General features: G+C 57.9%; 17 protein-coding genes. 8 read left to right on the forward strand and 9 right to left on the reverse strand.

Annotated features, from left to right (window positions below):
* The first annotated feature begins 126 nt into the window (after nt 1-126).
* A complete protein-coding gene (locus tag ACR3EH_RS07545) occupies nt 127-321 on the forward strand; it encodes a SlyX family protein (RefSeq protein ID WP_170573549.1) in 195 nt (64 codons plus the stop codon).
* 4 nt (nt 322-325) lie between these two features.
* On the opposite strand, the gene ACR3EH_RS07550 is transcribed toward ACR3EH_RS07545, so the two are convergent.
* From ACR3EH_RS07550 to dnaE, 3 genes are all read right to left on the reverse strand, one after another.
* On the reverse strand, nt 326-694 hold the full coding sequence (locus tag ACR3EH_RS07550; RefSeq protein ID WP_253746491.1) for a YmgD family protein: 369 nt from the start codon (nt 692-694) through the stop codon (nt 326-328).
* Nucleotides 695-699: 5 nt separating this feature from the next.
* Nucleotides 700-927, reverse strand: a complete 228-nt coding sequence (locus ACR3EH_RS07555) for a YMGG-like glycine zipper-containing protein (protein ID WP_171093435.1) — start codon at nt 925-927, stop codon at nt 700-702.
* Between the two features lie 85 nt (nt 928-1012).
* On the reverse strand, nt 1013-4513 hold the full coding sequence (gene dnaE, locus ACR3EH_RS07560; protein WP_171184171.1) for a DNA polymerase III subunit alpha: 3501 nt from the start codon (nt 4511-4513) through the stop codon (nt 1013-1015).
* Between the two features lie 343 nt (nt 4514-4856).
* Between dnaE and xdhA the strand changes: the two genes are divergently transcribed.
* The 7 genes from xdhA to ACR3EH_RS07595 all read left to right on the forward strand — a co-directional run bounded on the left by xdhA (nt 4857) and on the right by ACR3EH_RS07595 (nt 14273).
* Nucleotides 4857-6254: a xanthine dehydrogenase small subunit gene (gene xdhA, locus ACR3EH_RS07565; protein ID WP_171184169.1), complete on the forward strand. Its 1398-nt coding sequence runs from the start codon at nt 4857-4859 to the stop codon at nt 6252-6254.
* On the forward strand, nt 6251-8653 hold the full coding sequence (xdhB, locus tag ACR3EH_RS07570; protein ID WP_171647328.1) for a xanthine dehydrogenase molybdopterin binding subunit: 2403 nt from the start codon (nt 6251-6253) through the stop codon (nt 8651-8653). The genes xdhA and xdhB overlap by 4 nt, the downstream gene beginning before the upstream one ends.
* Nucleotides 8653-9588, forward strand: a complete 936-nt coding sequence (gene xdhC, locus ACR3EH_RS07575) for a xanthine dehydrogenase accessory protein XdhC (RefSeq protein WP_171184165.1) — start codon at nt 8653-8655, stop codon at nt 9586-9588. Before xdhB ends, xdhC begins: the two co-directional genes overlap by 1 nt.
* Entirely contained in the window at nt 9585-11102 is a 1518-nt protein-coding gene (locus tag ACR3EH_RS07580) for an ABC transporter ATP-binding protein (protein ID WP_171647330.1), read from the forward strand. Before xdhC ends, ACR3EH_RS07580 begins: the two co-directional genes overlap by 4 nt.
* A 63-nt stretch (nt 11103-11165) precedes the next feature.
* On the forward strand, nt 11166-12248 hold the full coding sequence (locus ACR3EH_RS07585) for an ABC transporter permease (RefSeq protein WP_171184161.1): 1083 nt from the start codon (nt 11166-11168) through the stop codon (nt 12246-12248).
* Entirely contained in the window at nt 12248-13168 is a 921-nt protein-coding gene (locus ACR3EH_RS07590; protein ID WP_171184158.1) for an ABC transporter permease, read from the forward strand. Before ACR3EH_RS07585 ends, ACR3EH_RS07590 begins: the two co-directional genes overlap by 1 nt.
* A 31-nt stretch (nt 13169-13199) precedes the next feature.
* Nucleotides 13200-14273, forward strand: a complete 1074-nt coding sequence (locus ACR3EH_RS07595; RefSeq protein ID WP_171184156.1) for a BMP family ABC transporter substrate-binding protein — start codon at nt 13200-13202, stop codon at nt 14271-14273.
* A gap of 82 nt (nt 14274-14355) precedes the next feature.
* On the opposite strand, the gene ACR3EH_RS07600 is transcribed toward ACR3EH_RS07595, so the two are convergent.
* The 6 genes from ACR3EH_RS07600 to ugpB form a co-directional block, all read right to left on the reverse strand.
* Nucleotides 14356-15111 (reverse strand): DeoR/GlpR family DNA-binding transcription regulator, encoded by a 756-nt coding sequence (locus tag ACR3EH_RS07600; RefSeq protein WP_171184154.1) that lies wholly within the window; start codon nt 15109-15111, stop codon nt 14356-14358.
* Between the two features lie 13 nt (nt 15112-15124).
* A complete protein-coding gene (locus ACR3EH_RS07605) occupies nt 15125-16102 on the reverse strand; it encodes an HAD-IIA family hydrolase (protein WP_171184152.1) in 978 nt (325 codons plus the stop codon).
* A complete protein-coding gene (locus ACR3EH_RS07610) occupies nt 16099-17184 on the reverse strand; it encodes an ABC transporter ATP-binding protein (RefSeq protein WP_171184150.1) in 1086 nt (361 codons plus the stop codon). The genes ACR3EH_RS07605 and ACR3EH_RS07610 overlap by 4 nt, the downstream gene beginning before the upstream one ends.
* Before the next feature lies 1 nt (nt 17185).
* Nucleotides 17186-18034, reverse strand: a complete 849-nt coding sequence (gene ugpE / locus ACR3EH_RS07615) for a sn-glycerol-3-phosphate ABC transporter permease UgpE (protein ID WP_171184148.1) — start codon at nt 18032-18034, stop codon at nt 17186-17188.
* Nucleotides 18034-18915, reverse strand: a complete 882-nt coding sequence (ugpA, locus tag ACR3EH_RS07620; protein WP_171093456.1) for a sn-glycerol-3-phosphate ABC transporter permease UgpA — start codon at nt 18913-18915, stop codon at nt 18034-18036. The genes ugpE and ugpA overlap by 1 nt, the downstream gene beginning before the upstream one ends.
* A gap of 85 nt (nt 18916-19000) precedes the next feature.
* The gene (gene ugpB, locus ACR3EH_RS07625) at nt 19001-20317 is read right to left on the reverse strand and encodes a sn-glycerol-3-phosphate ABC transporter substrate-binding protein UgpB (RefSeq protein WP_171184146.1); all 1317 of its coding nucleotides are present in this window, start codon (nt 20315-20317) and stop codon (nt 19001-19003) included.
* Nucleotides 20318-20643 lie beyond the last annotated feature (326 nt).

Raw genomic sequence — 20643 nt, forward strand, 5'->3', positions numbered from 1 at the left:
GGGGCGTCCTCGGGAGTGTCCTTGTTCCGCGCGCGGTCTATCCCATGGCCCGCATCGGGGCAAGGCGCGCTTTCTCTGGCCATGGCGGCACAGGGTCGCTATGACCGGCACATCAAGGAGAGCACCATGCAGCATCTGGAAGAACAGATCGCCCATCTGACTCGTACGGTCGAAGAACTGAACACGGTTGTCACCCGTCAGCAAGGTGAGATCGACCGCCTGACGCGTCGGGTCGAAATGCTGCTGCAACGAGAGGCAGAACGCGCGCAGGAAGGATCAGGCGGTGTTGTCTTTGGTGACGAACGCCCACCACATTACTGAGGCGCTACAGCCCTAGCGTTGATTTCACCGCATTGTCGACGACACCACCCAAAAGGGCGTTCTTGTCTGCTGCGCACCCCTCGGACAAAGCAGCGATGAAGGTTTCGCGCAGCTGGGTTTTTTCCTCATCAGTCGTCGCGTGGTCTTCGATGTTGATTTGCCGGTTGTAGAGTGAAAGAGCCGTCATCTTCTCAACAACGGACACAACAAAAGCTTCGTCGCCATCTGCCTCTTCCGCAATCGAGGCGCAGGTGTAGTGCATAACAGGTAGTGCGTCCTGCACCATCTGCTCCGCCGCCTCATCAGCCAGCGCAGCGCCGGATAGAGACACGCAAATCCCTGCAACAAAGGTCTTGGTTAGGGTCATACGCATGGCGATCACTTCCAGTTATGTCCGATAATTGCACCGGCTACACCGCCGATGGCCGCCCCTTTGCCGTCACCGATCAAAGCGCCTACGCCAGCACCGATCAAAGCACCTTCAATCGTCTGCTTTTTCTTCTTGTCATCCTTGTCATCCGCCAGACCCGCTGAGGCGGACACCAAAGCCAGCGATGCTGCCGCACCAAATAGAACTGTTCTGAACGTGAGACCTGCAAACGTCATATCAATGCCCTCCCATGGCATGACCTAAAGACATTTCTATCAGATCAGCCTAACGAGGCGCTAACTGTCTGGCAACAAAGCGGTGTCAGATCTCTTCGACGCTCATCACACCTTCCAGCGATTTGATCGCCCCCTTGATCTGCGGGTTGATCGGAAACTCGCGCCCAAGATCCATTTCAACGTCACCCGGCAGGCTTGGGTCCAACAGCAGCAGTTGGATCGGACCTCGCGCTGCGCCTTTGGCAGCAGTCGCGGCGTCTTCCAGCACTTTGGCGACGGTTGACACCGCCTGCGCCTCATCAACGAAAATACGCAGCCCGGTTGCCCCGGCTTCGGCCACCAGCGAATCCGCCGGTCCAACCGACCGACCCAGCAGCTTGAGCTGGTCGGCCTCCATCGTTGCCTCAGCCGTCAGCACAACCTGCGCGCCGGTTTCAAGAAACTCGCGGCATTTCTCCAATGTATCTGAAAACAGCGTGACCTCATAAGCGCCTGTTGGGTCCGAGAGCTGGGCAAATGCAAAACGGTTGCCCTTGGCCGATTTCCGTTCCTGCCGTCCGGCGACAACACCAGCCATCTTGGCGATCAGTGGGCCAGAGCGGGCCTTTTCCATCACCTCATCCAACGTCAGGACCTGTTTGCGTTTAAGCGCAGGCATGTAATCGTCTAGCGGATGGCCGGAGAGGTAGAAACCGATCGCCTTGAACTCTTCGCTCAACCGTTCAGCAGGCAGCCAATCCGGCGTCGGCGACAGGCGAGGTTCAGGTAGGTCATCACCGGCTTCACCAAAAAGAGACACTTGGTTCGAGTTCTTTTGTTCATGAATCGCCGCCGAATACTGCACCAGACGATCAAGGCTTTCGAACACACGGCGGCGGTTTTTGTCGAGCTCGTCAAACGCCCCGGCCCGCGCCAACATTTCCAACGGGCGTTTGCCGACTTTCTTCAGATCCACACGACGCGCAAAGTCAAACAAGTTGACGAACGGTTTTTTCGCGCGCCCTTCAACCACAAGGTTCATCGCCTCGACGCCCACGTTTTTCAGCGCGCCCAGCGCATAAACCAGTTCACCGTTCACTACATCGAACGTCGCGATGGAACGATTCACACACGGCGGCACGTAGGGCAGTTCCAGCCCTTTGCGAACTTCTTCGAAATAGACCGCCAGCTTGTCGGTCAGATGAATATCGCAGTTCATGACACCCGCCATGAACTCGACCGGGTGGTTCGCCTTCAGCCAGCCGGTCTGATAGCTGACCACCGCATAGGCGGCCGCATGGGACTTGTTGAAGCCATAGTTGGCGAATTTCTCCAGCAGGTCGAAAACCTCGCTGGCCTTCTTGGCATCCACGCCATTCTCGCCCGCGCCTTTTTCAAACTTGGGGCGCTCAGCGTCCATCGCCTCCTTGATCTTCTTACCCATCGCACGGCGCAACAGGTCAGCACCGCCAAGGCTGTATCCCGCCATGACCTGTGCAATCTGCATCACCTGTTCCTGGTAAACGATGATGCCCTGCGTTTCCTCAAGGATATGGTCGATCAGTGGATGAACCGAGGTGATCTCGCGAAGACCGTTTTTCACCTCACAATAGGTCGGGATGTTTTCCATCGGACCCGGACGGTACAGCGCCACAAGGGCCACGATATCCTCGATACAGGTCGGCTTCATGCGCTTGAGCGCGTCCATCATGCCCGAGGATTCCACCTGGAACACCGCCACCGTCTTTGCTGCCGAGTAGAGCTTATATGTCGCCTCATCGTCCAGCGGGATGGCGTTGATCTGGTTCTCAGCCCCTTCAGCGGGTTCGTAAAGCTCGGTGCCATCAGCAGCGATGTGCAGTGCGCGACCGGACTTGAAGATCAGGTCCATGGCGTTCTGGATGACGGTCAGGGTTTTCAGGCCCAAAAAGTCGAATTTGACCAGCCCGGCCTGTTCCACCCATTTCATGTTGAACTGAGTCGCAGGCATGTCCGAGCGTGGGTCCTGATACAGAGGCACCAGTGCGTCCAAAGGCCGGTCCCCGATCACCACCCCCGCAGCGTGGGTTGATGCGTTGCGTAGCAATCCTTCGACCTGTTGGCCGTAGGTCAGAAGGCGATCCACCACCTCTTCGTTCCGCGCCTCTTCCCGCAGGCGTGGCTCGTCTTTCAGCGCTTTTTCAATGGAAACAGGTTTGACGCCCTCAACCGGGATCATCTTGGACAAACGGTCCACCTGCCCGTAAGGCATCTGCAAAACCCGCCCGATATCGCGCACGGCGGCCTTCGACAATAACGCACCAAAGGTGATAATCTGCCCCACCTTGTCGCGCCCGTATTTCTGCTGAACGTACCGGATCACCTCTTCGCGGCGGTCCATGCAGAAGTCGATATCGAAATCCGGCATCGAGACCCGCTCGGGGTTCAGGAAACGTTCGAACAGCAGCGAATAGCGCAGCGGATCAAGGTCGGTGATTGTGAGCGCATAGGCCACCAGCGAACCCGCACCCGAACCCCGCCCCGGTCCCACCGGGATATCCTCATCCTTGGCCCATTGGATAAAATCCGCAACGATCAGGAAGTAGCCCGGGAACCCCATTCCTTCGATAATGCCCAGTTCGAAATCCAACCGTTCCTGATATTCCTCGGGCGTCACCGCGTGTGGGATCACAGCCAGACGTTTCTGCAACCCCTCGTTGGCGATACGGCGCAGTTCTGCGACCTCGTCATCGGCGAATTTCGGCAGGATCGGATCTCGGCGATAGGCCATAAAGGCGCAGCGTTTGGCGATCTCGACCGTGTTCTCAATGGCTTCTGGCAGGTCGGCAAACAGCGTCACCATCTCCTGCTGCGACTTGAAGTAATGCTGTGCGGTCAGGCGGCGGCGGCCATCTTGCTGGTCAACATAAGCCCCTTCGGCGATACAGATCAGCGCATCATGCGCTTCATACATGTCCGAGGTCGGAAAATAGACGTCATTGGTGGCAACCAACGGCAAGTTCTTTGCATACGCCATCTCAACATGGCCGCGCTCGGTCAGGCGTTCCGCTTCTGGCTGGCCATCCTCACCCGGATGGCGCTGAAGCTCAATGTAAAGGCGATCCGGGAACATGCCCGCCAGCCGATCCACCAACGCCTCAGCTGCGGGACGTTGACCTTGTTGCAGCAGCATCCCAACCGGCCCGTCTGGACCGCCGGTCAAGCAAATCAAACCTTCCGACCGATCCGCCAGCTCGTCCAAAGTGACCTGCGGCAACTGCTCGCCCTTGTCCACGTAAAGGCAGGAACTCAGCTTCATAAGGTTTTCATACCCAACCTCGGATTGCGCCAGTAACACCAAAGGCGCGGGCGCTTTGGGTTTCTCACCCGGTTGCGCCTGCACATAGGTCAGATCAACCTGACACCCCATGATCGGCTGCACACCCGCCCCACTCGCCGTGACCGAGAACTCCAATGCCGAGAACATCGAGTTGGTGTCCGTCACGGCTACGGCGGGCATCTCCATCTTCTCGCACAATGCGGGCAGCTTTTTCAGCCGCACAGCGCCTTCCAACAGTGAATATTCGGTGTGAACGCGGAGGTGAATGAATCGAAGATTACTGCTCATGCGGGGTAAGCTACCCCAGCCTGTCGCGTTGCAAAAGCGCGAACCGCAGCTTTGGAATGCACAAAAAATCGGCGTTGATTATTCGGCTTTTTCAGAAGGTGCTTCGGGATTGAACGGGCTGCGCATTCAAAAAGCGCTTTATTTACAAGTGCCTGCCTTCTACACAAAAGCAGGAAAAGCATGCTGTGCGTTCGTAATGGTACATCATATAGGCAGTTTTTCTTGCCAGATAAGCCGCGCTGTTTCTAACATCTTACGGCAAGCACTTCGCCCGCCGCTCTTTCTACGTCGCATCGAAGGAGGGCCTAAGGGGCGCAACAGGGTAACGCGACGGGTTTCTCGAATGAATATCACGTTTCTTCTGAACGGAGAGACAGTGGAGCTGGCGGATGTCAATCCAACGGCGACCCTGCTGGATTGGCTGCGCGAGGATCGCGGCCTGACTGGCACCAAAGAAGGCTGCAACGAAGGCGATTGCGGGGCCTGCACCGTTATGGTCACGGATGAAGACGGCCACAAGGCACTGAATTCCTGCATCCTGTTCCTGCCCCAATTGCATGGTAAAGCCGTCCGCACCGTCGAAGGCGCCAGGGGCCCGAGTGGCGAAGCCCACCCGGTGCAACAGGCGATGGTGGATCTGCACGGATCTCAGTGCGGGTTCTGCACACCCGGCTTTGTGATGTCGATGGTCGCCAGTCATGCAAATGGCGCAACAGATCACGACACCCAGCTTGCAGGGAACCTGTGCCGCTGCACTGGTTACGCCCCAATTATCCGCGCCGCCAAAACCGCCGAGGCTGAACCAACCCCAAAATGGATCAACGACGACCGGTCCTTCTCTTGTTCACAAATACCTCGGAGGGAGGCCGCAGGCCGGGGGGCAGAGCCCCCCTTCCTCCCCAACAGCGCTGACGAACTGGCGTCTCTTTTTGCCGAGCACCCTAGCGCCACTCTGGTTGCTGGCGCAACCGATGTAGGTCTTTGGGTCACCAAGCAGCTGCGTGATCTGGACCCGGTCATATTCCTCAACCGTTGTGATGACTTGAAAGAAATCAAGATCACCGATACCGAAGCCCGCTTCGGTGCAATGGTCGACATGAACCGCATGGGAGAGGCCCTGGCCGACCTTCACCCGTCCTACGCCGAGATGATCCGCCGCTATGCCAGCGTTCAGGTCCGCCATGCAGCGACCGTTGGGGGCAACATCGCCAATGGCTCTCCTATCGGAGACAACCCACCTGCCCTGATTGCTTTGGATGCAAAACTACATCTGCGCAAAGGGGATGCGCGCCGCTCGATCCAGTTGGAAGAGTTCTTCATTGACTATGGCAAGCAGGATCGTGCCCCGGGTGAATTCGTCGAAGCCGTCAGCTTCCCGCGTCAGCCTGACAGGCTGAAGGCATACAAGCTCAGCAAACGGTTCGATCAGGATATCTCGGCCGTTTGCGGCTGTTTCAATGTGACCGTTTCGGACGGCACCGTCACACAGGCGCGTATTGCGTTTGGCGGCATGGCCGGTATCCCGAAACGGGCAACCCATGTCGAGGCCGCGCTGATCGGCAAACCCTGGACACGCGAGACCGTTGCGGCCGCGCTGCCCGCTTTTGCCGAGGACTATTCACCACTCACGGACATGCGCGCCTCGGCAACTTATCGTCTGGAAACGGCCAAAGCGATGCTGGAACGCTATTTCCTCGAAGACCAGGGCGAGATCACCAATGTGCTGGAGGTGTCGGCATGAGCGTGACCAAACCCCTCCCCCACGACGCGGCACCGCTGCATGTGTCCGGCTCGGCGCGTTATGTGGACGACATCCCGACACCAAAAGGCACGCTGCATCTGGCATTTGGTATCAGCCCGATTGCCAAGGGTAAGATTACCGCGATGGATCTTTCAGATGTGAAGGCCGCCGAAGGTGTCGTGATGGTGATGACGGCCGAGGACCTGCCTTTCGCCAATGACGTCTCGCCCTCGATCCATGATGAACCATTGCTGTCGGACGGCACGGTTCACTATATCGGCCAGCCCGTATTTCTGGTCGTCGCCACCAGCCATCTGGCCGCGCGCAAGGCCGCACGTCTGGGCAAGATCGATTATGCCCAAGAAACCCCAATTCTGACGGTCGAAGAAGCGCTTGCCGCAGACAGCCGGTTCGAGGATGGCCCGCGTATTTACGCCAAGGGCGATGCGGATGCCGCCATTGCAGGCGCGGCACATGTGATCGAAGGCACGTTCGAACTGGGCGGACAGGAGCATTTCTACCTGGAAGGTCAGGCCGCCTTGGCAGAGCCAAATGAAGGCGCAGATATGCTGGTGCACAGCTCGACCCAGCATCCGACTGAAATTCAGCACAAGGTGGCGGACGCGTTGGGCGTTCCGATGCATGCTGTCCGGGTCGAAACCCGGCGCATGGGCGGCGGCTTTGGCGGCAAGGAAAGCCAAGGCAACGCGCTGGCCGTCGCTTGCGCCGTTGCCGCGCGTGCCACAGGCAAAGCCTGCAAGATGCGCTATGACCGCGACGATGACATGATCATCACCGGCAAGCGCCACGCGTTCCGCATTTCCTACAAGGCTGGGTTCGATGAGCATGGGCATATTCAGGGCGTTTCGTTCCTTCACTACGCCATCTGCGGTTGGGCGCAGGACCTGTCCCTGCCCGTCGCCGACCGCGCCATGTTGCATTCGGACAATGCTTATCTGCTGCCCAATGCGCGGATCGAAAGCCACCGGTTGAAAACGAACACCCAATCCGCCACCGCCTATCGCGGCTTTGGCGGACCGCAGGGGATGGTTGGGATCGAGCGCGTGATGGATCACGCCGCGCATGAACTGGGGCTGGACCCGGTCGAGCTGCGTCGTCGGAACTACTATGAACCTGTACATGCAGTTGCTGAAGTCGCGCCTCGGGAGAAACCTCTGGGCCACCCCGACCCGCATGAGGACCTGACCAGCCGCGGCGCGGTGGAAACCGGGAACGCGCCGGTGCGCGCCCTTCCTGCCGGTGGCAACACGACGCCCTACGGCATGGAGGTCAGCGATTTCGAACTGCACGGAATGACCGATGCACTGCTGAAATCCAGCGACTACGCCGCGCGAAAAGCCGCCATTGCGGAATGGAACGCAAAAAATAGCGTGATCAAGAAAGGCATTGCCTTCTCTCCGGTCAAGTTCGGGATTTCCTTCACGCTGACCCACCTCAATCAGGCAGGTGCGCTGGTGCATGTGTACCAAGACGGCTCGGTCCACCTGAACCATGGCGGCACGGAAATGGGACAGGGCCTGTTCCAGAAAGTCGCGCAAGTCGCCGCGTCGCGCTTCGGCATTCCGCTTGAGATGGTGAAAATCACCGCCACGGATACAGCCAAGGTGCCCAATACCTCAGCCACGGCGGCGTCCTCGGGCAGTGACCTGAACGGCATGGCAGTGAAAGCCGCTTGTGATACGATCCGCGACCGGATGGCAGACTATCTGGCGGAACGGCATCAGGCTGATCCATCGATGGTCAGTTTCTCCGATGGTCACGTTATGGTTGGGGAAGAGAAATACACATTCGCCGAAGCCGCAGCGTTGACCTATCAGGGCCGGATCAGCTTGTCGGCGACTGGATTCTATAAAACGCCCAAGATCGAATGGGACCGGATCGCAGGGCGGGGGCGCCCGTTCTTCTACTTCGCCTATGGCGCGTCGGTCTCCGAGGTCGCTGTGGATATGCTGACGGGCGAAAATCGCATTCTACGCACGGACATCCTGCATGACGCGGGCGCATCGCTGAACCCCGCATTGGATATCGGGCAGGTCGAAGGCGGTTACGTGCAAGGCGCAGGCTGGCTGACAACCGAGGAACTGGTCTGGGATGGCAAGGGCAACCTGCGCACACATGCGCCCTCGACCTACAAGATCCCTGCCTGCTCTGACCGGCCTGACATTTTCAATGTCGCGCTTTGGGATGGCGCGAACCGCGAAGACACGATCTATCGCTCGAAAGCGGTTGGCGAACCGCCCTTCATGTTGGGCATCTCAGCATGGCTGGCCCTGTCGAACGCGGTCGCGGCCTGTGGCGATACCTACCCCGCGCTCGACGCGCCTGCCACGGCCGAAGAAGTCTGGCGCGGTGTTCAAAGGATGAAGGGAGGCATCTGATGGGATTTGACCTGGAGGCTTTGAGGGAGGCGGTCGAAACCCATGGACGAGTGGTCCGGGTGGTTATTGCCGGGATCAAAGGATCGTCTCCGCGCGAGGTTGGCGCAGCCATGCTTGTCTGGAAGGACAGTCAAAGCGGCACCATCGGCGGAGGGACGCTGGAATATCAAGCAGCCAAGGCGGCGCGGGCACAGACCCAGGCTTCGCTCCTGACACATCACGCGCTTGGACCCGAGATGGGTCAATGTTGTGGTGGCGCGGTATCGTTGCTCAGCGAGGTCTATGACCGCGCGGCGCTGGAAACGCTGGATGAAACTCTCATCGCGCGCGCCACATCAGGCGAAGAGATGCCGCTGTCGGTCAAACGATTGCTGGCAACTGCGCGTGGTCAGGGGATCACACCTGAACCCCAGATGGTTGACGGCTGGATGATCGAGCCAGTGCACAAACCAAACCGGAACCTTTGGATTTGGGGTGCCGGTCATGTTGGACGGGCTTTGGTGGATGTTCTCTCACCGCTGCCCGACCTTGCGATCACCTGGATCGACACTGGCTTGGATCGGTTTCCCGACACGATTGCCGCCGGAGTTACCACGGTTCCAGTTACCAAACCGGCCGAACTGGTTCGACACGCACCGACCGATGCCGAGCATCTTGTGCTGACCTATTCACACAATTTGGACCTGGAGCTGTGCAACAGGCTGCTTTTACATGATTTCGGCTTTGCGGGACTGATCGGCTCGGCTACGAAATGGGCGCGATTCCGGTCGCGGCTGGCGGCCCTTGGGCATTCGCCCGAGCGGATCAGCCGGATCACCTGTCCAATTGGTGATCCGAACCTGGGCAAACACCCGCAGATGATCGCCGTCGGCGTTGCCGCGCAGCTGTTGCGCCCGGCCCGGCAGAACGAGTTGAAGAAGGACCTGAGCGCGTGACCACTCCACTTCTGAGCCTGCAAGGGCTGACCAAAGCCTATCCCGGTGTCGTGGCCAATGATCAGGTGTCTTTTGACATCGGCGAGGGTGAAGTTCACGCCCTGCTGGGGGAAAACGGCGCGGGCAAATCCACGCTGGTCAAGATGATCTACGGGCTGGTGAAGCCCGACAGCGGCACGATGCTGCTGCGAGGTCAGCCTTTTGCGCCGCCCGAGCCGCGCGCCGCGCGGGCGGACGGGATCGCGATGGTGTTCCAGCATTTCTCGTTGTTCGACGCTTTGAACGTGGCCGAGAATATTGCGTTGGGGATGGAGAACCCGCCACCGATGGGCGATCTGGCCTCGCGCATCCGCGAAGTGTCCGAGACCTACGGATTGCCTTTGGACCCATATCGCACGGTTGGCGATCTGTCGGCGGGTGAGCGGCAGCGGGTCGAGATCATCCGTTGCCTGTTGCAGGACCCCAAACTGTTGATCATGGACGAACCGACGAGCGTGCTGACCCCGCAAGAGGTCGAAATCCTGTTTGAAACGCTGAACAAGCTGCGATCCGAAGGGACGTCGATCCTGTACATCTCGCACAAGCTGGAAGAAATCCGCACGCTGTGTGATCACGCGACGATCCTGCGGCTGGGCAAGAATGTGGGCGAATGCGTGCCTGCTGAAACTTCCGCGCGGGACATGGCCGAGATGATGGTGGGATCAACCCTGCAAACGCCTGAACGGTCGGGGCGCGAATTTGGTGAAATTGCGCTGGATGTCAGTGGACTGTCCGTCCCGTCGCCCTCGGAATTCGGTACAGCGCTGAAGAACATCCACATGACTGTCCGCAAGGGTGAGGTTTTGGGCATCGGTGGCGTTGCCGGGAATGGGCAGGATGAATTGCTGGGCGTGTTGTCCGGTGAAATTCTGACCGCCGCGGATGCGATCAAGTTCAACGGCCAGCGGATCGGCAAGCTCGGCCCCACCGCGCGGCGCAAGCTGGGTGTGCTGACGGCCCCCGAAGAGCGGCTGGGTCATGCGGCAGCCCCGGATATGAGCCTGACGGAAAACGCCTTGCTGACCGGATCGGTGCGGGAAGGGCTGGAAAGCAACGGTTTCCTCAAGTGGGCCGAAACCAAGAGCTTTGCCGAAAAGATCATCAGCGCTTTTGACGTCCGCACGCCGGGTCCAGAGAATGCCGCCCGGTCTTTGTCTGGCGGGAACCTGCAGAAATTCGTGATCGGTCGTGAAGTGCTGCAAAACCCCGATGTTCTGGTTGTAAACCAGCCCACCTGGGGCGTGGATGCTGCTGCTGCGGCATCTATCCGGCAGGCCATTCTGGATCTGGCCGCCAAAGGGACTGCCGTGGTCTGCATCAGCCAGGATCTGGATGAGCTGATGGAAATCTCGGACAGCTTTGCGGCGTTGAATGAAGGACGGCTAAGCGCACCGCGCCCGACTACAGGACTAACCGTGGACGAGATCGGCCTGATGATGGGCGGCGCCCACGGAATGGAGGTGGCGCATGTGTGAACCGTGGCGTCGCCTTCGGCGAGAGTATTTTAAAAAAGATGAAGAACGCAGGGGGATGTGCAGGTGATTGTGTTGGAAAAACGGCCACAGCCGTCCAAGGCGTGGTCCTATGCGACCCCTCTGGTGGCGGTTCTGGCGACAATGGTGTTTGGAGGGGTGTTGTTTGCCATTCTGGGCAAGAACCCGATCGAAGCCATTGGCACCATTTTCTGGGAACCGCTGTTTGGCGAGTTTGCTTTCTACTATCGCCCACAATTGTTGGTCAAAGGCGCGCCACTGGTTTTGATTGCTATTGGCCTGTCTTTGGGCTTTCGGGCTGGTATCTGGAACATCGGGGCTGAAGGTCAGTACATCATGGGTGCCATCTTTGGTGCAGGTGCTGGACTGACCTTTTATCCTTTGGATGCGTTTTACATCTTCCCGATCATGGTGATCGCAGGCGCGTTCGGCGGCTGGCTTTGGGCGATGATACCGGCCTTTCTGAAGGTGCGTTTTGGCACCAATGAAATCCTGGTGTCGCTTATGCTGGTCTATGTGGCCGAGCAGATGCTAGCCTCGGTTTCGCTGGGTCTGCTGAAGAACCCAGAAGGTTTTGGCTTTCCCGGATCGCGCAACCTGCAGCAATATGACAGCGCGCATAATGCCGAGTTGATCGCCGGGTCTGGGATGCATTGGGGCGTGGTTACAGCACTGATTGCTGTGATCTTTGCCTATGTGCTGCTGAACCGGCACATGCTGGGTTTTCACATCCGTTTGACAGGTGAAGCGCCACGTGCGGCGAAATTTGCAGGCGTGAACCCGGCGCGGCTAATCCTGTTCTGTCTGGGCCTGTCCGGGGCACTGGCCGGGCTGGCAGGGATGTTCGAGGTCTCAGGGCCTTCGGGCGTGGTCAGCATAGACTTTAACGTTGGCTATGGCTTCACCGCGATCATCGTTGCCTTTCTGGGCCGCCTGCATCCGGTGGGCATCCTGCTGGCCGGAGGCCTGATGGCGCTGACTTATATTGGCGGGGAAATCGCGCAGTCTCAGCTGGGTCTGCCCGCTGCTGCGATCCAAGTCTTCCAGGGGATGCTTTTGTTCTTCCTTCTGGCTTTCGATCTTCTGACAAACTACCGCATCCGTGCGGCGCGTAGCGAGGTGGCATAATGGACCTTGGTGAAATCAATCCCGTCCTTCTGGTTGCCTCGCTGATGGTGGCCGCAACCCCCCTGCTGCTGGCCGCGATCGGAGAGCTGGTCGTTGAAAAAGCAGGCGTTCTGAACCTTGGCGTCGAAGGCATGATGATTGTGGGTGCGATCAGCGGCTTTGCAATCTCGGTCGAGACCGGGTCGCCCTGGTTGGGCTTTGTCGCGGCGGCCATTGGGGGGGCGGTGCTGTCACTGCTGTTTGTTTTGCTGACACAGGTGGCCTTGGCCAATCAGGTGGCAAGTGGTCTTGCCTTGACCCTGTTCGGGCTGGGATTCAGCGCGTTGATGGGGCAAAGCTATGTGGGTGTCAAACCCCCGAGCATGGGCGACATCCATATCCCGGTGATCAGCGATATCCCGGTCATCGGCCCGATCCTGTTCCAGCATGACCCGATCCTTTATGTTGGTATCGCTTTGACCGCAGCGGTCTGGGCGACGCTGAAATACACCCGCGTCGGCCTGATCCTGCGCGCGGTTGGCGAAAACCACGATGCCGCACACGCGCTGGGCTACAAGGTCATCAAGATCCGCATCATGGCAATCCTGTTCGGCGGGGCCTGTGCGGGTCTGGGCGGTGCCTATATCAGCCTGATCCGCGTGCCGCAGTGGACCGAAGGCATGACAGCCGGTGTGGGCTGGATCGCTCTGGCCTTGGTGGTGTTTGCCAGCTGGAAACCGTGGCGCGCCTTGTTGGGTGCCTATTTGTTCGGCGGCATCACCGTGTTGCAGCTTAATTTGCAGGCAGCGGGCGTTGCCATTCCTGTCGAGTATCTGGCAATGTCGCCTTACATCATCACGATCCTTGTGCTTGTGATCCTTTCGGCCGACAAGAGCAGCGCACCTGCCTCACTGGGCCGGACCTTCCATGCCTCGAACTAGGGGCCAACTGAACCAACTTGGGGAGTAACACATGAAATTCACTACACTTCTGGCAAGTGCCGCCATGGCACTGGGCCTGGCCTCGGGGGCCATGGCCGAAGACAAAACCAAGGTCGGCTTCGTCTATGTCGGCCCCGTGGGTGACGGTGGCTGGACCTATGAGCACAACAAGGGCCGTCTGGCTGTCGAGGACCACTTTGGCGACAAGGTTGAAACCGTCTTTGTGGAGTCGGTTCCAGAAGGTCCGGACGCTGAGCGTGTGATGACCCAGATGGCGCTGGAAGGCGCTGACCTGATCTTCACCACCTCGTTCGGCTACATGGATCCAACCATCAACGTGGCCAAGAAATTCCCGGATGTTAAATTCGAGCACGCAACCGGCTATAAGACAGCAGACAACGTCTCGGTCTATTCAGCACGTTTCTACGAAGGTCGCGCCGTCCAGGGCCATATCGCGGGCAACATGACCAAGTCGAATATCATCGGCTATATCGGGTCCTACCCGATCCCCGAAGTTATCCGTGGCATCAACTCGGCCTATATCCACGCCAAGAAGGTGAACCCGGATGTCGAGTTCAAGATCGTTTGGGCCTACACTTGGTTTGATCCGGCAAAAGAGGCTGACGCCGCCACCGTTCTGATCGAACAGGGTGCAGACGTGATCCTGCAACACACCGACTCGACCGCGCCGCAGGCTGCTGCACAAGAGGCTGGCAATGTTGTCACCTTTGGTCAGGCGTCTGACATGAGCGAATACGCTCCGTTCCCGCGCGTCTCGTCGATCATCGATGATTGGGCTCCCTACTATATTGCCCGGACCCAAGCCGTCATGGATGGCACTTGGGAAAGCGCCAACACTTGGGATGGCATCCGCGAAGGCATGGTTGCAATTGGCGAGATTTCAGACGCCGTTCCGGCTGATGTGAAGGAAGAAGCCCTGGCACTGAAAGCCGCCATGGCTGCGGGCGAGTACCACCCCTTCACCGGTCCGCTGAAAAAGCAGGACGGCAGCGACTGGCTGGCTGAAGGCGAAGTGGCTGATGACGGCACGCTGGCCGGCATGAACTTCTATGTCGAAGGGCTGGAAGGCGAAATCCCGCAGTAAGTTGCTCGGAAAGTACCATGAAAAGGTCCGCAGGTTTTCTGCGGGCCTTTTCGTTTGCCTCGAAGAACCGGCGCCTGGAGATTCAGAGGTTCTGCTCTGCAACGTGATGCAGGCTGAGGCCCTCAATTTCGCAAGGTGGTGCTTCATTTGTCACCATGGTGTCGATCCTGTCGAAACCCGCGACCTGAAACTTCGGCGATCTGTTCCACTTGCCCACGTCAGCCACCAACAGCGCTTGACGGGATTGCTGCAGGATCATGCGACTGACATCCGCGTCAATGGCCTTGTAGTCCAGCAGCCCATGGTTCGGTGACAAGCCACCTGCCCCGATTACACCAAAATCTGCGCGGAACCTTTGGTAATCCAGCAATGTTTGCCCGCCAACCACATCGCGATCTTCAGGCCGCAGGACACCTGCAGTGAAATGGACCTCGGCCGTGACCGAACCGCAAAAGATGGTTGCGACTTCAAGGTTGTTGGTGACAACAGTCAGATCGGAATGCTCCAGCAAGGCCTCGGCCACGTATTGCACGGTGGTTCCGATGCCCAGCATCACCGTTGCCCCCTGCGGGATCAATTGAGCGGCGGCCTGACCGATGGCGCGCTTGGCCCCTTCGTTCATAACTCGGCGCGATCTGAAGTTCAGATTGACCGGATTGCTGGGGGCCACCACCCCGCCATGTACCCGACGCGCAAGACCCTCGTCGCACAGCGCATTGATGTCGCGTCGAATGGTCTGTGTGGCCACGTCGAATTGCCGGGACAAGTCCGTAATCGATTGCAGACCCGACTGACGGATCAGATCCAGGATCGTCCTTTGCCTGTCGTTCAAGTCCAAGACCCCGCCCCTTTCAGATGTTTGGTGCGATCCAATCCGGGTACAACCCGCTGTCATCAATGTATTTTTGCACGCGTTGGCCGGCAAAAAGGCCGTGATTGGTGATCAGAACTGATCTCCAGCCATGCGATTGCGCCCCCAGAATGTCGGTATGCAACGTATCCCCGACCATGACAATACGACGCAGGTCGACCGCGCCCGACCTGCGTTCGACCTCATGATACACGGATGCAAAGGGTTTGCCGTGAAACTGCGGCTTCAGCCCAAGCCGGGATTGCAAGTCATGTGCGTAAAATCCGGGCTCGCGCGTCAGGCAGGTTTCACGCGGCGCAACCAGATCCGGGTTCGCCACAACAACGGGCCGGGGGTTGCGGGCCAGACTGTCGAGCAACAGCGCCTGACGATCGCTGTTCCAATCCAGCGTGCTCAGAAACAGGATGCCGCCCGCCCGATCGTAGACTTCAATATCGTCCAGCAGTTGAAATGTGGGCACATCGACCTCATCCCCGGCCCAATCAGCAGGGGCGGCAACACCCCAACTCTGACCGCTTGGCAGATGCGGTAAATGTCGCTCGCACACCATTCTGCTGGAAACGATCTCTTCCAACGTAATATCAAAGCCCAGATCCCGGAAAACTTCGCGCGCTTGGGTGGCCGCGTAACTGGCAGCATTGGTCAGCACAAACACTGATTTACCAGCCGCGCGCAGGTCAGAGACGCGCCGGGCCGCACCCGGTATCGGGATCGTTCCCGTATTGAGCACACCATACGCATCAAAGACGAACACGTCGGCGTGATCTGCAATTTCCCCCAGATCGGGGATATGTTGCAACGCGCCCGTTTGGCTTGGCGCTGCGGGCAGGCGATCGCGAATGTCTTCGTACCAGCGAAACGCCATATCCGGCGTGACGGCACGCGAGATGTCGTCCCATATGGGTCCCGATGGCTCTATATTTGGGATCGATGACCGCGTGCTTGTGTCAGCGCTCATGTATTCAAACGACGCCCAGAGGCCGCATCAAATAGATGCAGATCTGACAAAGCCGCCCCAAGTTCCAGTTCACTGCCAGGTTCAGGCATGTGAACACCCTGAAGACGAACACCCAGAGGCGAAGGCGTGCCGTTGGTAGACACTTCGCCATGCACGATCGTGTCCGCGCCAAGCTGTTCGACAAAACCGGTTGTGAGCTTCACGTGCATCGCATGGCCGTGCCCACGGTGAAGATGTTCCGGGCGAATGCCAACATTCACCGATGTGCCTGCCGGTGCCTGAATGGGCGCGTCGGACGCAATCATTTGCTCTCCGATCTGCAAAGAATGCCCATCAGACCCAACCGTTGCGTCGATGAAGTTCATCGCCGGTGTGCCGATAAACTCTGCGACAAAGCGCGTTGCAGGGCGCAGATACAGGTCCATCGGTGTGCCGATTTGTTCGATCTGACCCTCGCTCATGATCACGATGCGGTCTGCCAGCGACATCGCTTCGACCTGATCGTGGGTCACATAGATAAAGGTGCCGTTCAGCCGGGCATGGAGGGCTTTCAGCTCGGCCCGCAATTGGGTACGCAGCTTGGCGTCGAGGTTAGACAGCGGTTCATCGAACAAGAACACTTTCGGTTTGCGTACGATGGCACGCCCCATGGCAACGCGCTGGCGTTGCCCGCCCGAAAGCTGGCGCGGTTTGCGATCCAGATAATCCGACAGGCGCAACGTACGCGATGCCTCGGCAATGCGCTCGGCAATCTCGTCTTTCGGCAGACCTTCGTTTTTCAGGCCATATTCCATATTCGCGCGCACGGTCATGTGCGGGTAAAGCGCATAGTTCTGGAACACCATTGCAATGTCCCGATCTCCGGGTTCCAGATCATTCACACGGCGACCATCAATATCCAGATCACCCGTCGTGATGGTTTCAAGTCCTGCAATCATCCGCAGGATAGTCGACTTGCCACAGCCCGATGGGCCGACCAGTACGATGAACTCACCATCCTGGATCTCGACATTGACGTCGCGCACAGCCGACACGCCGCCGGGATAGGTTTTGCCCAGGGATCTGATGCTCAGATTGGCCATATTATTTCTCGCTTTCCACAAGCCCTTTGACAAAGAGCTTTTGCATTGCAATCACAACCAGAACCGGCGGGATCATCGCCAGAACGGCCGTACCCATGATCAGATGCCAGACCGGCAGGCTTTCACCCGAATTCACCATGCGCTGAATGCCCATAACGATGGTGTAGAGCCCTTCGTCCGTGGTCACCAAAAGCGGCCACAGGTATTGGTTCCAGCCAAAGATGAAAAGGATAATGAACAGCGCCGCGATGTTTGTGCGGCTCAGCGGCAGCAGGATGTCCCAGAAAAAGCGCAATGGTCCGGCGCGATCAATCCGCGCGGCCTCGATCAGCTCATCAGGGATGGTCAGAAAGAACTGACGGAACAGAAGCGTTGCTGTAGCCGAGGCAATCAACGGCACGATCAGCCCTGCATAGCTGTTGAGCAGCCCCATTTTGGTGACCACATCAAAAGTGGGCAGAATGCGCACCTCGACCGGCAGCATCAGGGTGATGAAGATCATCCAGAAAAAGACCATGCGGAACGGAAACTTGAAATAAACCACAGCATAGGCCGAGATGATCGAGATGGCGATTTTGCCGAAGGTGATCCCAAACGCCATAATCGCACTGTTCAGCATCATGCGGCCCAGCGGTACTCCGCCCGCTTCGGGCAGGCCCTGGCTGATCAACAGGGAATAGTTCTGCCAGCCCTGATCGCCAAACCACATCGGGATGGGGGACGAGGACAGCGCACCTGCACTGTGTGTTGATGCCACCAGCGCCATCCAGACCGGAAAGCACAGGAACAGAACACCGGTGATCAGCGCAGCATGGGTCAAGAAGGTCAGGAAGGGGCGATTTTCGACCATCAGTAGTTCACCTTACGCTCGATATAGCGGAATTGGATGAAGGTCATGCCAACCACCAGTGCCATCAGAATAACCGACTGAGCAGCTGAACTGCCGTAATCCTGACCGACGAAGCCGGTGGAATAAACGCGATAGACAAGGATCGAGGTCGCATCGACCGGGCCGCCTTCTGTTGTCGCGTGGATCAGGGCAAAGGTGTCAAAGAAGGCATAGACAAGGTTGACCACAAGCAGAAAGAATGTGGTGGGCGTCAGCAGCGGGAACACAATCGTCCAGAACCGCCGCGCCGGGCTGGCACGGTCAATGGCAGCAGCCTCGATCAGCGATTTCGGGATGCTTTGCAAACCGGCCAAGAAGAACAGGAAGTTATAGCTGATCTGCTTCCACGCCGCCGCGACAATCACCAGCAACAGCGCCTGATCACCATTCACATAATGGTTCCAGTTCACCCCCAAGCCTTTCAGCCAATAGGCGACAATGCCAAGGCTTGGGTTCATCAGAAAATACCAGATCACCCCGGCCAAAGCGGGCGCGACTGCATAGGGCCAGATAAGCAGGGTACGATACGCGGTCGCGGCGCGGATCACACGGTTGGCCGCAACGGCCAAACCCAGCGAGATGCTCATGGCGAGGGCGGCAACCGAAACGCTGAAAATCAGCGTGGTTTTGAATGATCTGAGATAACCGGGGTCGGCAAACAGTTCTGCATAATTCTGCATTCCAACCCAGTTGCGGGAAAACCCAAACGCGTCTTCAACAAAGAAAGAGCTTTCTAAAGCCTGATAGGATGGCCAGAAAAAGAAGATCAGCGTGATGGCGATCTGTGGTGCCACCAGAAGGTAAGGCAGCAGCTTGGATCGGAAGACGACGCGTTTCTGCATGTCGGATCTCAGTAGTCAGTAGGATCGAGAGGATCGAGAACGCGGCCCCCTCAAACCAAAGGGGACCGCGCCATGAGGGGGTATTTTAGCTGTTTGCGTCCTGGAATTTACGCAACAGGGCGTTACCACGTTCAACAGCGTCATCCATTGCGGTCTGAGCGTCTTTTTCACCCGACCAGACAGCTTCCAGCTCTTCGTTGATCACGTCGCGGATCTGAACGAAGTTGCCAAAGCGCAGACCTTTCGAAGCCGGTGTGGGCTCGTTCAGGCTCAGCTGTTTGATGGCGGTATCGGTGCCCGGATCGGTCTCATAGAAACCCTGTTCCTTTGACAGCTCATACGCAGCTGTGGTGATGGGAACGTAACCCGTGGTCTGATGCCAATTGGCTTGCTGCTCAGGCTCTGACAGGAACTGGAAGAACTCGGCCGCGCACTTGTATTCGGGCTGTTCGTGTCCGTTCAGAACCCAAAGGGTCGCGCCACCGATGATCGAGTTTTGCGGGGCATCAGCCAGAGCGGAATCCAACGGCAACATGGTTTGACCGAACTCGAAATCCTTGATGTCGTTCTTGAAGCCGCCATAGTAAGCCGACGAGTTGATCCAAAGCGCGGTTTCACCGTTCACGAACTGACCGCGGCTGTCACCCCGACGACCGCCATAGACAAACAGCCCCTCTTTGCCCATGTCGGCGATACGTTGGATATGGTTTACAACCGCGTCGTTGTTGAAGGTGAATTCGGTCGACAGGCCGGCAAAGCCATTTTCTTCTGAGCCAAAGTCAATGTTATGCCAAGCCGAATAGTTTTCGAGGTTCGACCACGACTGCCAGCCGAAAGAAAACGGCTTTTCAACACCGTTGGCCTTTAGTGCGCGCGCCACCTCTTCCACTTCATCCCATGTCGTCGGAACGGCAACACCCGCCGCGTCCAGAGCGGTCTTGTTGTACCACAGAACCGGGGTCGACGAGTTGAAAGGCAGCGACAGCAGGTTGCCGTCGGTGTCCGTGTAATATGAAATCACAGCCGGCAGATATTTCGACTGATCGAATTCGATGCCCGCGTCTTCCATCAGCTTGTAGACAGGATAGATCGCACCCTTGTCGCCTGCGGCCATCATGGTTGCAGTGCCAACTTCAAAAACCTGAACGATATGCGGCTGCTCGTTGGCGCGGAAGGCGGCGATGGCGGCGGTCATGTTCTCGGTGTAGTTGCCTTTGTAAGTCGAGTTGATCACACAGCTGTCCGACTGTGCGTTGAAATCATCGGCAAACTTGTCGGTGATTTCGCCCAACTGGCCGCCCATGGCGTGCCAGAACTGAACTTCTGCCTTATCGGCGGCAAAGGCGGTAGGCGCAGCGAAAATCGCAGCGGTCGCAGCAGCGTATTTCGTCGTTGTTTTCATTGGATCCTCCAGGCTGGGTCACAAAGCAATGTTGGGGCAGGTCGTGTCAAGATTGACGCCTGACCGCCCTGTAAAGCGATTCTGTAACGTTCACATGAAGTACCACAGTGTTCAAATGAACCAAAACGAAGATTTTCTTCTGACCTTGACGGAAAATACCAAGAGTTCTGTTTCAATTGAACACACAGCGCCCATTTCCGCGAAATAGACCTTTTTGATCACTGGGTGCTGAGCGCAGTTGCATTTGCGTCCGTTTCCAGTGTGTCTTAGGCCAAGGCAACTGAACCTAAAGGCAGAGTCTTGGCGTCCGAGCTGTTTCGGAACAC

Source organism: Ruegeria sp. BG7, from assembly GCF_056535685.1.